This is a genomic window from Streptomyces sp. DT190, from assembly GCF_049846985.1.
Classification (GTDB): Bacteria; Actinomycetota; Actinomycetes; order Streptomycetales; family Streptomycetaceae; genus Streptomyces.
On record NZ_JBNCNM010000001.1, the window covers coordinates 685,707 to 700,322 of the forward strand.

Genomic DNA, 14,616 nt, shown 5'->3' on the forward strand with positions numbered 1-14,616 from the left:
CCACCTTGGCGTGGATCACCGGCCGGGTGCAACCACGGCACCGGGTGTCGCGCGAGATCCGACCCGCCCCTCGCGCCTACCAGTCGCCGTCCTCCACGGGCTTGCCCGGCGCGCTCCCGAGCTGCCGGATCTGCCCGGGCGCGGGCGGCTGCCACGGCTCGTGGTCGTCCCCGAGCCAGTCGCCGACGGGCTGGACGGCCTGGAGGGTGTCCGGGGCCGGCAGGTCCTGCGCGTCCTCGTCGTAGTAGTCGAACCAGGGCAGGCCCGCCCGGGTGTAGGCGGCCCGGTCCACCGGGGAGGGCGGCGCCTCCTCGCCGGTGATGCGGCGCCACTCCGGCGGAGTCACCAGGTGCACGAACACCCGCCCGGCGGGCTGCCGGGACCAGTGCGCGAGCGGCCGGTCGTCCGCGTGGACCTCCTGGCGCATGGAGCCGCCGACGCCGAGGCCCATCGCGGCGGGAGCGCGGCGCGCCCTCGCCGGGGCGGCGCCGGCGGGGGCCGGGGCGGATCCCGGCGCGGGCGGGGGAGAACCGGGCGCGGGCGCCGCCATGGGCATCGGCGCGCCGAAACCGGCGGTCGAGGGCGGCGGCATCGGCGCGCCGAACGCCCCGGGCGCGGCCATGGGGCCGCCCGGCATCGGGGCGCCGGGGGCCGGCGGCGCCGCGAACCGCGTCTGCTCCATGCGCCGGCGCTCCGCCGCACGCCACTTCGCCCGCTCCCCGTCGTTCAGCGGGAAGGCCCGCAGCTGGACCCCGCCCCACACCTCCTCGCCCGTGACCTGCCCCTCGACCGTGGCGCCGAGGCCGAGCGGGACGGCGACGAACTGCCGCACCGTGCCCGTCCCGGAGTTGATGCCGTCCAGCCAGGGCTGGCGGGGCAGCACCACGTAGTTCTGCGGGTCACGGGTCAGTCCGTCGCTCCAGGGGCGGCCCGAGACGGCGCACACCTTGCCGACGCCGACCTGCAGCGCCGCCGGTTCCGAGCTGCCCCCGAAGTTCAGCCACATCGCCTCGCGCAGGTGGACCGGCAGCATCACACCGCCACGCGCGCGCATCGCCTCGGGAACCCGGTCGGCGTGGTCGGCGACCCTCCGGACCGGGAACTCGCCGAGGCCCGGCGGCAGCGGATGCGTGCCCGTCTCCGGCAGGCGCAGGGTACGGATGAACCGCACGGCCACCCCGCCCGGCAGCCGCAGTGTGTTCCCGTCGATCCGTACGGTCGTGTCGGCCATCGGCCCGCCCCCTCGCCTCGGTGCCGGCCCGGCGCCGGCTTCCCTCAGCGAGAACGCCCGCCGAACCCCGCGCGGTTCCGCCACAGCTGCTCCTGGACGCCCAGGCGCTCCCGCAGGCGCATCAGGCGCGGCATCCGGTCGCGCTGTTCCGCCGACACCCGGTCCAGTTCCTCGAACAGGCGCTTGGTGCGGTGCTCGGTGTCCAGCTCGTCGAGGATCCGGTTGACCTCCGTCAGGACGGCGCCCGGCAGCTGCCAGTTCCCCTTGTCACGCTCCGCCTCCTCGCGCAGCAGCAGCGCGAGCTTGTCCCGGGTGCCCGCGGCGGAGCGCAGCTCGGCGGCGAGACGTTCCTCCGCCGACTCGGCGCTCGCGCTCAGGTGGGTCGTGACCAGCACCGCGAAACTGACCACGGCGTCGGCGATCTCCGACAGCAGCTGCTCCAGCACGGCGCCCGTCTCGGGCTCGAACAGCGGCTGCGGCTCGCGCTCCTTCGCGAGGTCGGTGAGGGAGCGGGCGAGCACGCGCAGGACGACCGTGCAGATCTCCAGCGTGTCCAGGCCAGTGCGCAGCACGACCCGGTGCAGCGCTCCTTCGCGCACGCGCGGGTTGAGGCGCAGGCTGTCCTCGGCCTGCCGCAGGGCGGCGTCCACCTCGACGATGTCGTGGTCCAGCCGCCGTGCCTCGTGCAGCCGCTCCGCCGCGCGGTCCACGGGCGGCGCGCCGGCGGCCTCCTCGCCCATGCGCAGCATCAGCTGGCGCAGCCGGCGGGCCAGGCCCTCGATGGACTCGCCCGCCTCCTCCACCCACACCGGCGGAGCCAGCAGCAGATTGCAGCCGAGCCCCACGACGGCGCCGATCAGCGTCTCCAGCACCCGGGCCCAGGCGGTGTCGCCGACGGTGGTGACCCCGAGGACCAGCATGGCGCTGATCGCGACCTCGGGGACGTACTCCTCCACCCGGACCAGCCGTCCCACGGCCAGCGAGGCCACCAGCAGCAGCGCGAGACTCCACCAGGTCAGGCCCACCAGCAGACTGAACGCGATGGCGACGAGCACGCCGGTCACCACCGCGTTCACCCGCCGGAAGCCGTTGGTGATCGTGGCGTACAGCGTCACCTGGACGACCAGCAGGGCCGTCAGGGGAGCGGTGAGCGGTGCCGCCTCGGGGCTCAGCCGGAGCGCGATGACGTAGGCGATCGTCGCCGCGAACGCGGACCGCAGCGTCTGGACGACCACGGGATCACGGCGCTTCCTCAGGATCTTGCCGGCCTGAGCCGTCCACTCACGTACCTCTCGCATCCTCTGGCTGTTCCCCTTCCTCCGGCATCGAACGCGTCCATGAGGGACGTTAGTGCCGTCGGATACCCCGGGCGACCGAGGGAGGTCAGGCGTACAGCTTGTCCACGAACGCGGCCAGGTTCCCCCTGGTCCGGGCGATCTGCTCGTCCAGGGTGAGGCTCTCCTCGAAGCGGGCCCCGGACTCCGGCTCCTTCTTGCCGCGCAGATACAGCGAGCACGCCAGATCGGTGCACATGTAGACGCCGACGGAGTTGCCCTCGCGGCCTGCGGCACCCGCCTTGGGCGCGGTCATCAGCGAGACGCCGCCGCGCGGGTGGGTGGTCAGGCACAGCGAACACATGCTGCGGTGCAGGAATCCGCGCTGCGCGGCCTGGAAGCGCATCGTCACCCCCACCGGCCGCCCGTCCCGCTCGGTCACCAGATAGCTCCGGTCGGGCGCGCCGGGGTCGCGCCACCCGAGGAAGTCGAGGTCGTCCCAGGGGCGCTCGGCGAGGTCCCGGGGCACGGTCAGCCGCTTGGCCTCTCCCTTGGAGCAGTTGATGAAGGAGGTGCGGATGTCCTGCTCGGTGAGTGCTCTCATGGGGAGGCTCCTGGATGTCGTCGTTCCGAAACCTAGGGGTCCTAGGTTTCCGGGACAGGGTAGGCACCACCGGCGAGGGGGAGCCAGCGGATTTCCGCGAGCTCCCCTCCGTCACCGGGGCGCCGCACCGCCTGCCTGCCCGCCTGCTGCTCCGCCTGCCCGGCCACCGGCTGCCCCGTCCGTCCGGCCGCAGGCTATTGCGCCCCCGCGGCCCGCGGCGGCCAGACGCCCGGGGCCAGCACGCCCAGCGCGTAGGCCCGGGCGACCAGTTCCGTGCGGCTGGCCGCCTGCCAGCGCGAGGACAGGCGGCGCAGGTGATAGGTCACGCCGTCGGCGGTGAGGCCGGTCTCGCGGGCGGTGCGGGCCGTGGTGGCGCCGGCGGCCAGCAGGGCCAGGATCCGCGCCTCGGCCGGAGTCACCCGGGGCCGGCCGGCCGGGGGAGCGGGGCCGGGCTCGCGCTCGCCGTCCACCCGCAGCATCACCAGCAGGGCCGGGGTCTCCTCGACCGTGTCGCTGACCGGGTCCGCGGTCAGCTCCCCGTACCGCTCCGCGCCGCCGGGCGCCCGCCAGCGCACCGCCACCTGGTAGCGCGAACGGTGCCGCAGCCGCAGCGCCTCGGCGATCCGCTCCACCTGCGTCGCCTCCCGCGGGTTGAACAGCTCCAGCACGTCACGGCCGCGCAGCCGCCCCGGCGTGGCTCCGCACTCCGCCGCCATCGCCGGATTGGCCAGCAGCACCGCGCCGTACACGTCGCACACCGCGACCGGCATCGCGATCCGGTCGAACAGCAGCAGGGCGCGGTTGCGCCACCTCACGGCCTCCAGCCGGGCCGGTTCCACGCTTCCCTCCTGCCACGCCGGGCCGCTCCCGGGCAAGAGCGACGCATCCGCTTGTACTACACAATCATGTAGGGCGGTGCGGGCGGCCGCCGGGGCCCGTGGACCACGCTGGACGCAGTACTTCCGTAGCGCGAAAGGCAGTTGCCGCGTCATGCCCCCCACCGGAACCCGCACCGCAACCCCGGCCGGACGGACTCCCCCCACCGCAGCCCTCTTCCCCGGCGTCCCCGTCGCCGACATCTCCGCCACGGGGCCCGGGGGCGCGCCGGTCCAGCAGGCCATGGAGCTGATGCGCGAACACGGGCCGGTGTTCGTCCGGCGGCTGCACGGGCGGGACACCCTGTTCGTGGGCGACCCGGACCTCGTGGCCGAGCTCGCCGACGAACAGCGGTTCGCCAAGCACGTCGGGCCCGGTCTGGAGAACGTCCGCGCGTTCGCCGCCGACGGCCTGTTCACCGCGTACAACGAGGAACCCAACTGGGCCAAGGCCCACGACATCCTGATGCCCGCCTTCGCGCTGGGCTCGATGCGCACCTACCACCCCGTCATGGTCGAGGTGGCCCGCCGGCTCATCGCCGCCTGGGACCGCGACGCCCGCGCCGGACGGCCGGTGAACGTCCCCGACGACATGACCCGCATGACGCTCGACACCATCGGACTCGCCGGCTTCGGCTACGACTTCGGCTCCTTCGAGCGGACCGAGCCGCACCCCTTCGTGGCGGCGATGGTCCGCTGCCTGGAGTGGAGCATGACCCGCCTCGCGCGCGTCCCCGGCGAGGACCACTCGGCGGCGGACGCGGCCTTCCGGCAGGACTCCGCCTACCTCGCCCAAGTCGTCGACGACGTCATCGCCGCCCGCACCGGCACCGGCGGGAGCGAGGCCGGCGACCTGCTCGGCCTGATGCTCACCGCCCGCCACCCGGCCGACGGCACCACCCTCGCCCCGGCCAACATCCGCAACCAGGTCATCACCTTCCTGATCGCCGGCCACGAGACCACCTCCGGCGCCCTGTCCTTCGCGCTCCACCACCTCGCCGAGCACCCCACGGCGCTCGACCTGGTACGGCGCGAGGCCGACGCCCTCTGGGGCGACCGGGCCGACCCCGAGCCGACGTACGACGAGGTGGGCCGGCTCACCTACACCCGCCAGGTCCTCAACGAGTCCCTGCGGCTGTGGCCCACCGCCGCCGTGTTCGCCCGGCAGGCCCGCGAGGACACCCTCCTCGGCGGCCGCATCCCGCTGCGCGCCGGACAGGCCGCGCTGGTCCTCACACCGATGCTGCACCGGCAGCCCGTCTGGGGCGACAACCCCGAGCTGTTCGACCCCTCCCGCTTCACGCCCGAGGCGGAGGCGCGGCGCCCGGTGCACGCCTTCAAGCCCTTCGGCACCGGCGAACGGGCCTGCATCGGACGGCAGTTCGCGCTGCACGAGGCGACCATGCTGCTGGCCATGCTGGTCCACCGCTACCGGTTCAACGACCACGCCGGCTACCGCCTCACGGTCAAGGAGACCCTCACCCTCAAGCCCGAGGGCTTCACCCTCACGCTCACCCCGCGCACCCCGGCCGACCGCACCCACCCGCCGCTGCCCGGCGCGCTCCCGGCCGCCGGCACCCAAGCCGCCGAGCCGCGGAACCTGCCCGCCCGCGTCCGCCCGGGCACCGCAGCCCTCTTCCTGCACGGCAGCAACTACGGCACCTGCCGCGACTTCGCCACCCGGCTGGCCGACGAGGCCGCCGCGCTCGGCTGCGCCACCCGGGTCGCGCCGCTGGACGCCTGGGCGGACGGGCTGCCCACCGACCGGCCCGTCGTCATCACGGCCGCCTCCTACAACGGACGCCCCACCGACGACGCCACCGCCTTCACGGCCCGACTGGAGGAGGACCACGATCTGTCCGGCGTGACGTACGCGGTCCTCGGTGTCGGCGACCGCACCTGGGCGGCCACCTACCAGCACGTCCCCACCCGCATCGACGAACGGCTCGCCGACTCCGGCGCGACCCGCCTGCTGCGGCGCGCCGCCGCCGACGCCTCCGGCGACCTCACCGGAGCGGTCCGGCAGTTCACGGCCGGCCTGCGCACCGCCCTCCTGGAGCGCTACGGCGACCCGGACGCCCCGGCGCCGCAGGACGACGGACCCACCGCCGCCTACGAGGTGCGCACCCTGACCGGCGGCCCGCTGGACGCCCTCGCCGAACGGCACGGCCTCGTCCCGATGCGGGTGACGGAGGCCCACGACCTCACCGCGCCCGGCCACCCGCGCCGCAAGCGGTTCGTCCGCGTCGCGCTGCCCGACGGCGTCACCTACCGCACCGCCGACCACCTCACCGTGCTCCCGGCCAACGCCCCGGACCTCGTCACCCGCGCCGCCGCCGCGCTCGGCGCCGACCACGACACCGTCCTGGACATCCGCGCCACCCGCCCGCGCCGCGCCGGCATCGCGGTCGACCGGCCCCTGACCGTACGGCAACTCCTCACTCATCACGTGGAGTTGCAGGAGCGTCCGAGCGCCGGACAGCTGGCCGCGCTCGCCGCGGCCGACCCCTGCCCGCCGGAGCGCGCGTCCCTCGCCGCCCTCAGCGACGACCCGCGCACCCTCGTGGAGATCCTGGAGGACCACCCGGCGCTGCGGGGCGCGTTGAGCTGGCCGCAGCTGCTCGGCCTCCTCACCCCGCTGCGCCCGCGCCACTACTCCATCTCCTCGTCGCCGGCCGTCGACCCCGGCCACGCGGACCTGATGGTCTCGCTGCTCCGGGCACCGGCCCGCTCCGGCAGGGAGAGCTACCGGGGCACCGGCTCCGGGTACCTCGCCGCGCTCCGGCCCGGCGACACGGTGTACGCCCGCGTCCAGCCGTGCCGGGAGGCCTTCCGTGTCGACGCCACCGGAACCGCCCCGGTCGTCATGGTCGCCGCGGGCACCGGCCTCGCCCCGTTCCGCGGCGCCGTCGCCGACCGCGTGACCGCCCTCGCGGCGGGCGCCGAACTCGCCCCAGCCGTGTGCTACTTCGGCTGCGACGCCCCCGACGCGGACTTCCTGCACGCGGAGGAACTGCGCGCCGCCGAGGCCGCCGGGGCCGTCTCCCTGCGCCCCGCCTTCAGCCAGGCCCCCGAGGGCGAGGTGCGGTACGTCCAGCACCGCATCGCCGCCGAGGCCGAGGAGGTCTGGGCGCTGCTCGAAGCCGGAGCGCGGGTCCACGTCTGCGGGGACGGTTCCCGAATGGCACCCGGAGTGCGGGAGGCGTTCCGTACGCTGTTCCGCAAGCACACGCCGGACGCCGACGCCGCGGCCGCCGGGCAGTGGCTCGACGGGCTGATCGCGGACGGGCGTTACACCGAGGACGTGTACACCGCCGGCTGACCGCGGACACGGGAGGGGGGTGGGCGCACGGTGGTGGACTCCTGGGAACGGGCCCGGCACGTCCTTCGGGAAGCGGGTCTGGAGGCGGGCCGTCTCGCCCACCTCGCCCCGATGAGCGGCGGCACGTACAACACCGTCGAGGAACTGCGCCTGACGGACGGCGGCCGCTACGTGCTGAAGGTCCCGCCCGACGCCGCCGTGCCCGGTCTGCGGCACGAGCGCGACCTGCTGGTGTCGGAGGCCGAGTTCTACCGTGCGGCGGCCCGCGCCGGCGTCGGCGCGCCGCGGCTGGTGTCCGCCGGGGACGGCTTCCTGCTGATGACGGCCTGCCCGGGCGCCCCGTGGGACGACACGCTCACCGACGGCGAGCACACCGTCCTGCGCGCGGAGCTGGGGCGCCAGGTGGCCCGGCTGCACCGCGTGACGGGCCCCGGCTTCGGCTACCCCTCCGGCGCCCTCGGCCCCCTCGCCCCCGACTGGCGGACCGCGTTCACCACGATGTTCGACGCGGTGCTCGACGACGCCCGGCGCTACGGGGCCCGGCTGCCGCGGCCCGTCGACGCCGTCGCCCGCACCGCAGCGTCCGCGTACGGCGCGCTCGACCAGGTCACCACGGCGAGCCTGGTCCACTTCGATCTGTGGCGGGGCAACATCCTGGTCGACCGCACGGGCGGGCAGGTTCGCGTCGGCGGCCTCATCGACGGCGAGCGCATGTTCTGGGGCGATCCCATGGCCGACTTCGTCTCCCTGGCGCTGCTGGGGGACATCAGGGACGACGAGGCGTTCCTGGCGGGATACCGGGCGGCCGGCGGCCGGGCGGTGTTCGACGTCCGGGCCCGGCTCCGTCTCGCCCTGTACCGCGCCTACCTGTACCTGATCATGCTCACGGAGACGGTCCCCCGGGCCGTCGGGGAGGAGCAGCGGCGCCGGGTGCAGGAGGCGGTCGCCCCGGAACTGGCCACCGCCCTGGACGAGATCGCGGGGTCCGCCGGTACCGTCGGTTAGCTCACATCGTGAAATAAGGGTTGGAGGAATGTCGCGCCACGCCGGGCCCCGACGGTATGTTGCAGGTCGGACAGGGGATGCGGGAGGAGCCACATGGCGGGGCGGAACGGGCGCACGGTACGCGATCTCAGGCGGGCCAACCGCACGGCCGTGCTGCAGCGGCTCTACTTCGACGGCCCGCTCAGCCGCTTCGAACTCGGCCCGGCGACCGGCCTGAGTTCGGGCTCGGTGAGCAACGTCGTCGCCGATCTGGTCGCCGACGGGCTGGTCGAGGAGGCCGGGAGCGTCGACTCCGACGGCGGCCGCCCCCGCACGCTGCTGCGCGTCGCACCCGGCAGCGGCCACATGATCGGCGTCGACGTCGGCGAGACGCGCGTCCGGGTCGAACTGTTCGACCTGACCCTCACCGAGCTGGCCCGCGCCGAGCGCCCGCTCACCCCGCAGCGCTACGAGGTCGAGGTCATCGTCGACCACATCCGCCACGGCATCGCCGAGGTGCTCGACGCGGCCGGACTCGCACCCGAGCGGCTCCTCGGCGTCGGCATCGGTGTCCCCGGCATCGTCGAGCGCACCCCCGACCGGGGCGCCGTGGTGCACGGGCAGACCATCGGCTGGGACGCCGTCCCGCTGGAGGCCCTGCTGCGCACCGGCTCCCCGCTGCCGGACACCGTCCCGTACGTCATCGACAACGGCGCCAAGACCCTGGGCCAGGCCGAGATGTGGTTCGGCGCCGGACGCGGCGCCCGCAACGCCGTCGTGGTGCTCTTCGGCTCCGGCGTCGGCGCCAGCCTCGTCACCCCCGAGGCCGACCAGGGCCGGGCGGTGGAGTGGGGGCACCTGACCGTACGGGTGCGGGGCCGCCGCTGCCGGTGCGGGGCGCTCGGCTGCCTGGAGGCCTACGCGGGCGCCGAGTCGCTGCTGGCCCGCTGGCGGGAGGAGGGCGGCCGGGTCCCGGAGGGCACCGACGAGGAGACCGCCCTGACCGCCATGCTCGCGGCGGCCTACCCGCCCGGTGACGGCGAACCCGACCCGGTCGCGCTGGCCGTCCTGGAGGAGACCGCCGAGTACCTGGGCGCGGGCCTGTCCGACCTGATCAACCTCTTCCAGCCCGAGCGCATCCTCATCGGCGGCTGGGCGGGCCTGGCGCTCGGCTCCCGCTTCCTGCCCGCCGTACGCCGCCACGCCCTGTCCTACGCGCTGCGCCACCCGGCCGGGAAGGTGACCGTCGACCTCGGCCGGCTCGGGCCCGACGCGGTCACCGTCGGCGCCGCGATCCTGCCGCTCGCCGACTTCTTCGCGCGCGGCGGCCGGCGCCCCGACCCGGAGCCGGAGTCCCCGCTCCCGGCGTGGCGCACGGCGCTGCAGGAACGGGCACCGCGCTGAGGTTTCGCGGATCACCGCGGAGGTACTCGCGAGGCGCCCGACGACCGAAGGGAGTGCGCCGTGACCGACCACCGCCTCGAAGCACCCGGCGAGAACGGTGATCCCGTCCCGCGGGACATGCCGGACCAGCAGGCCGACGCCGGCGAGGACCCGTGGGAGGTCGCACCGCGTTTCACGGGTACCGGCAAGGACGACGAGGACCGGGCCGAGGAGGCCGACGGGTCCGACGGACCGACCGGAGACGTTCCCGACACCGACGAGGCGGGGACGGGCCGGCAAGGGGCACCGAGCTCGGGAACGGGACAGACCGAGCACCCGGTGCCGGACGAGCCCTCCGGCTGAGGCCGGGAGGGCACACACCGAGGGCCGCGGCCGACTGTGGGGGTCGGCCGCGGCCCTCGCCCCTGTTCACGCACCCGGACTCCCCACGGGCCCGGGTCTGCGGGCCCGTGGGGAACTCCGTTCCTCACCCCACCTTGCGCCCGCGCATCGGCTCCGTCCGTGCCCCGCCGCCCTGCTGAAGGCCCTCGAGGAACTCCTGGATCACCTCCGTCGCGGTGCGCTCCGGCTCCCAGCCCAGTTCCCTACGGGCCCGGGCGGAGTCCATCAGGGGCAGCCGCAGCACCGCGTCGAACAGGTGCGGCGAGGCGGGCAGCAGGTGCAGGCCCCAGGCGGCCGCGATCGCCGACCGGGCCGCCGTGCGCGGCAGCCGCACCGGGCGCGCCCCGAGCATCTCGCCCAGCACCCGTGCGTCGATCGCCGGCTCGGCGGCCAGGTTGAAGGCGCCCCGGACGTCCCGGTGCACGGCCAGCCGGTAGGCCCGGGCCGCGTCGTCCGTGTGCAGCGCCTGCACCCGCAGCCCGGGGACGTCGGGCAGGAAGGGCAGCAGCTCGGGGCGGGCCAGCGGGCCCGGCAGGAACCTGCCGCCGAAGATCCGGCGCTGCTCGCTCGCCGACTCCCACTTGAACAGGAACGCGGGGCGCATCCGCACCACCCGCGTTGCGGGGTGGTCGCGCTCGAACGTGTCCAGCGCGCGCTCCAGATAGGCCTTCTCCCGGCAGTACGCGGCGTCCGGCCAGCCGTGCGTCGGCCACGACTCGTCCACCGCCCGGTCCTTGGGGCCGGGGGAGTACGCGCCGACCGACGAGGCGTGCACCAGCGCCGGCGCTCCGGCCGCGGCCACCGCCTCGAACACCCGGATGCTGCCCAGCACGTTGGTGCGCCAGGTCGCCGCCGGGTCGTGCGTCGGCTGGAACGCCCAGGCCAGATGGACGACCGCGTCGGCGTCCCGGAACCGCTCCACGAGGTCGGACCGCTCGGCGGCCAGGTCGACCGCGTCCCAGTCCGTCTTCGGGACAGACCAGTCGGGAAGCCGGCGGGCCAGGCCCAGCACGGAGCCGACCTCGGGATCCTCGGAGAGGAGACGCACCACGCTCGTGCCCACGTTGCCCGTGGCACCCGTGACGACGACCCTCATGCCCGTTGCGCTGCTCACCTGTGGCTCCTCTCGGCCGTGTGGTTCCGCGAGAGAGGACCGAGTACCCGGGTGGGCCCGATTGCACGTGGGTGAGGGGCGGCAAGCCCTCGCCGGGCAGAAGGAAGCCCCGGCCGGACGGGGGAATCACGGCCGGGGCGGCTCTGAGGTGGGCGCGGACGGCGGTCGCCTCTCGGCGAAGGGCTCCACAGGGCTTCAGCCGAACGATCGTCCCTGTGGGCGGATGGTGAGGCCCGGGGACACTGTCCCGTCCGCACCCACGTGTCGTTCAACGGAGAACCACCTCCGGGAGTTCCGGGCCCGCCCGCCCTGCCGCGTGAGGTGCGTCACTGCCCTTCCGTCGCCTTGTCGTCGGGCATGGTCTCCGCCCAGAGGTTCTCCGCCTGGAGCAGCAGCGTGCCGAGCACCGCCGTGTGCGCGGCGCCCTCCTGGGCGTGCCCGCGCAGCCTGTCCTGCAGTTCCTTCTGCAGCTCCCGCATGGCCTTCCCGGTCCCGTCGTCCGGCCGGATGCGCTGGTCACCCTCGCCCCGGCCGTCCGCCTGCGCGTGGCAGGCGTCCCCGATCAGCTCCAGCATCCGCGCGTACGTCCGCAGCGCCCGGCCCTCGGGCGGCGCGGGGGTCCGGTTGTCGTCCACGGACACCGCGAGGGCCCGGGTCAGCGCGGTGACGTGCCCGGTGATCCGGCCGAACCGCTCGTCCTCCTCCACCGGGGGCAGGGCCGCACCGTGCGGTACGCGGTGCAGGGCGCGCAGCGGCGCGTAGGTCAGGCGCAGGCTCTCCTGGCTCCACCGGCGCGCCGAGTGCAGGGCCTCCAGCCGGTGCTCCAGACCGGCGGAGGCGTCCAGCCAGCCGGCGGCGGTCTGCCCGTCCCACCCGCCGTCGCGCAGATCCCCGGCGACGGTGTGCAGGACGTCCCCGACCTCCCGGGCGAGCGCCGCCAGGTTCTCCCGGACGTCCCGCAGGTGGATCGGCGGCAGGACCAGCGCGTTCACGGCGACGCCGATCACGGCCCCGAGCGCGGCCTGCCCCACCCGGTGCCCGACGCCGGACAGGCTCACGGTGCCCGCTGCGAGGGTGAACAGGGCCGTGGTCGCCGCGTAGATGCCCTGGTCGCCGAAGCGGGGCCAGTTCGCGAGCAGCATCAGCACCGGGACGGACAGGGCCAGCGCCCAGGTGGTGTCGCCGGTGAGGGCCTGCGCGGCCGAGGCGAGCAGGGCACCGACGCAGATCGCGCCGAACTGCCGGGCACCCTGCACCAGCGAGCTGTAGACGGTGGCCTGCACCAGCACCAGTGCCACCCACGGCGCCATCAGCGCCAGCGGATCCCCCATCCAGACGCCGCCCACCAGCCAGGCGATCACCGCGGCGGCGGCCGCCTTCAGCGACTGGACGACCAGGTCCCGTTCCCGGCCGGGACCCCGCCAGGCCGCCCGCATGGCGCCCCAGGCGGCCCGGGACTCGCGCCGTACGGCGTCCACGGGCTGCACGGCACGGATCCCGTGCTGCAGGTTCCGCATCTTCCGCGGAGCCGTCGCGGCCCCCTTCAGCCGCGGGCCCGACGCCGGTCCGGTGCCGGCCGCCGTCATGTCCCGCTCCCTGCGACGGCGGAAGGCCCTGGCCCTCCGCCGTTCCCCACTCGTCACACGCGTCATGCGCTGCGAGTATCCGGGTGACCGGGGGATTCACCCCCGGGTCAGGCGAACGGGCTGCCCCCGAGGCCGGACAGCAGGTGCGCCGGGTCGGCGTAGACCGCGTCCGCGCCGGACTCCTCCAGGTCGGCGCGCGGGATGCCGCCGCACAGCACGCCCACGCAGCGCACCCCGGCCCTGCTGCCCGCGCGCATGTCCCACACGGTGTCCCCGACGAACACCGCCCGCTCGGGCGGCACCCCGGCCAGCTCCAGCGCGTGCTCGACCGGCTCGGGGGCGGGTTTGCCCGCATCCACGTCGTCGGCGCTGGCCGTGGCGGTGATGGCGTCGTCCGCGTCGATCGCCCGGCGCAGCGCGCTCAGCTCCGCGCCGCCCGCCGAGGTGGCCAGCACCACCGCCCAGCCGTCCCGGTGCAGCCGCCGCAGCAGGTCCCCGGCCCGCGGCAGCGGCGGCAGCCGGTCGAAGTACTGCCCGTACAGCGCCTTGTGCCCGGCGCTGATGTCCGCGTCCTGGTCCTCGTCCCGATCGTCGCCCAGCAGATGGGCGACGAGGTCGGTGGACGGCAGTCCCACGGCCCGGTGGACGGCGTGCATCGGCACCCGGTGGCCCGCCTGCCGGAGGGCCTCCCACCAGGCGACGACGTGCAGGTGGTTGGTGTCGACCAGGGTGCCGTCGACATCGAACACGGCCGCGCGTTCCATAGCTCCCGTACCTTCCTCTCCGGCCTCTCCGGCCCCGCGAGTACCACGTCAGCCGGACGGCATCCGCCTCTCGCGGGTCCAGGCCAGCAGCTCGTCGAGGGACCACGTCGTCACCACCCGCTCGGGCGGCACCCCGCACTCCTCCGCCCGCGCGCAGCCGTTGATCTGCCAGTCCAGCTGCCCGGGCGCGTGCGCGTCCGTGTCGATCGAGAACAGCACCCCCGCCTCCACGGCCCTGCGCAGCAGCCGCCGCGGCGGGTCCAGCCGCTCCGGCCGGCTGTTGATCTCCAGGGCCGTGCCCGTCTCCGCGAGCGCCGCGAACACCTGGTCCGCGTCGAACTCCGACTCCGGCCGCCCCCGCCCGGTCAGCAGCCGCCCGGTGCAGTGCCCGAGCACGTCGGAGTGCGGATCGCGTACGGCGGCCACCATCCGCCGGGTCATCGACCGGGCGTCCATCCGGAGCTTGGAGTGCACCGACACGACCACCACGTCGAGCCGCTCCAGCAGTTCCGGCTCCTGGTCGAGCGAGCCGTCCTCAAGGATGTCGCACTCGATGCCGGTGAGCAGCCTGAACGGCGCCCAGGACTCGTTCAGCCGCGCCACCACGTCCAGTTGCTCGCGCAGCCGCTCGGGCGACAGCCCGCGGGCCACCGTCAGCCGCGGCGAGTGGTCGGTCAGCACCGCCCACTCGTGCCCCAGCGCCGCCGCGGCCCGGCCCATCTCCTCGATCGGGCTGCCGCCGTCGGACCAGTCGGAGTGCAGATGGCAGTCCCCGCGCAGGCGCGCCCGCAGCCCCTGCCCGCCCCGCACGGCCGGCGGCTCCTGCGCCTCGGCCTCCAGCTTCTCCAGATAGCCCGGCACCTGCCCGGCCAGGGCCTCCCGCGCCACCTGCGCGGTCTTCGGGCCGACTCCCTTCAGCCCCTCCAGCGAACCGTCCGCCGCCCGCCGGCGCACCTCGTCGGGGCCCAGCTCCTTCAGCACCCGGGACGCCGTGCGGAAGGCGCGCACACGGTACGTGGGCGCCAGGGACCGCTCCAGCAGGAAGGCGATCCGGTCCAGTGCCTCTACGGGGTCCAT

12 protein-coding genes are annotated in these 14,616 nt (G+C 75.2%); 4 read left to right on the top strand and 8 right to left on the bottom strand.

Annotated features, from left to right (window positions below; translation table 11 throughout):
* Window positions 1-76: 76 nt before the first annotated feature.
* The 4 genes from ACPXCS_RS02915 to ACPXCS_RS02930 form a co-directional block, all read right to left on the bottom strand.
* Complete coding sequence (locus ACPXCS_RS02915) at window positions 77-1,231, bottom strand: hypothetical protein (RefSeq protein WP_425946332.1); 1,155 nt, start codon at window positions 1,229-1,231, stop codon at window positions 77-79.
* 44 nt (window positions 1,232-1,275) lie between these two features.
* Window positions 1,276-2,529 (bottom strand): aromatic acid exporter family protein, encoded by a 1,254-nt coding sequence (locus ACPXCS_RS02920; protein ID WP_425946333.1) that lies wholly within the window; start codon window positions 2,527-2,529, stop codon window positions 1,276-1,278.
* A gap of 85 nt (window positions 2,530-2,614) precedes the next feature.
* Entirely contained in the window at window positions 2,615-3,109 is a 495-nt protein-coding gene (locus tag ACPXCS_RS02925) for an FBP domain-containing protein (protein WP_425946334.1), read from the bottom strand.
* Window positions 3,110-3,303: 194 nt separating this feature from the next.
* Complete coding sequence (locus ACPXCS_RS02930) at window positions 3,304-3,879, bottom strand: PAS domain-containing protein (protein ID WP_425946421.1); 576 nt, start codon at window positions 3,877-3,879, stop codon at window positions 3,304-3,306.
* 220 nt (window positions 3,880-4,099) lie between these two features.
* On the opposite strand from ACPXCS_RS02930, the gene ACPXCS_RS02935 reads away from it, so the two are divergent.
* From ACPXCS_RS02935 to ACPXCS_RS02950, 4 genes are all read left to right on the top strand, one after another.
* Window positions 4,100-7,306 (top strand): cytochrome P450, encoded by a 3,207-nt coding sequence (locus tag ACPXCS_RS02935; protein WP_425946335.1) that lies wholly within the window; start codon window positions 4,100-4,102, stop codon window positions 7,304-7,306.
* A gap of 30 nt (window positions 7,307-7,336) precedes the next feature.
* On the top strand, window positions 7,337-8,311 hold the full coding sequence (locus ACPXCS_RS02940) for a phosphotransferase family protein (protein WP_425946336.1): 975 nt from the start codon (window positions 7,337-7,339) through the stop codon (window positions 8,309-8,311).
* A gap of 93 nt (window positions 8,312-8,404) precedes the next feature.
* Entirely contained in the window at window positions 8,405-9,694 is a 1,290-nt protein-coding gene (locus ACPXCS_RS02945) for an ROK family protein (protein WP_425946337.1), read from the top strand.
* 60 nt (window positions 9,695-9,754) lie between these two features.
* Window positions 9,755-10,036: a hypothetical protein gene (locus tag ACPXCS_RS02950; protein WP_425946338.1), complete on the top strand. Its 282-nt coding sequence runs from the start codon at window positions 9,755-9,757 to the stop codon at window positions 10,034-10,036.
* Window positions 10,037-10,160: 124 nt separating this feature from the next.
* On the opposite strand, the gene ACPXCS_RS02955 is transcribed toward ACPXCS_RS02950, so the two are convergent.
* The 4 genes from ACPXCS_RS02955 to ACPXCS_RS02970 form a co-directional block, all read right to left on the bottom strand.
* Window positions 10,161-11,189 carry an SDR family oxidoreductase gene (locus ACPXCS_RS02955; RefSeq protein ID WP_425946339.1) on the bottom strand — a complete coding sequence of 343 codons (1,029 nt, stop codon included), beginning with the start codon at window positions 11,187-11,189 and terminating at the stop codon, window positions 10,161-10,163.
* A gap of 326 nt (window positions 11,190-11,515) precedes the next feature.
* Window positions 11,516-12,706 (bottom strand): FUSC family protein, encoded by a 1,191-nt coding sequence (locus ACPXCS_RS02960; RefSeq protein ID WP_425946422.1) that lies wholly within the window; start codon window positions 12,704-12,706, stop codon window positions 11,516-11,518.
* 176 nt (window positions 12,707-12,882) lie between these two features.
* Window positions 12,883-13,539, bottom strand: coding sequence for an HAD family hydrolase (locus ACPXCS_RS02965; protein WP_425946340.1), 657 nt, complete (start codon window positions 13,537-13,539; stop codon window positions 12,883-12,885).
* A gap of 48 nt (window positions 13,540-13,587) precedes the next feature.
* Entirely contained in the window at window positions 13,588-14,616 is a 1,029-nt protein-coding gene (locus ACPXCS_RS02970) for a PHP domain-containing protein (protein WP_425946341.1), read from the bottom strand.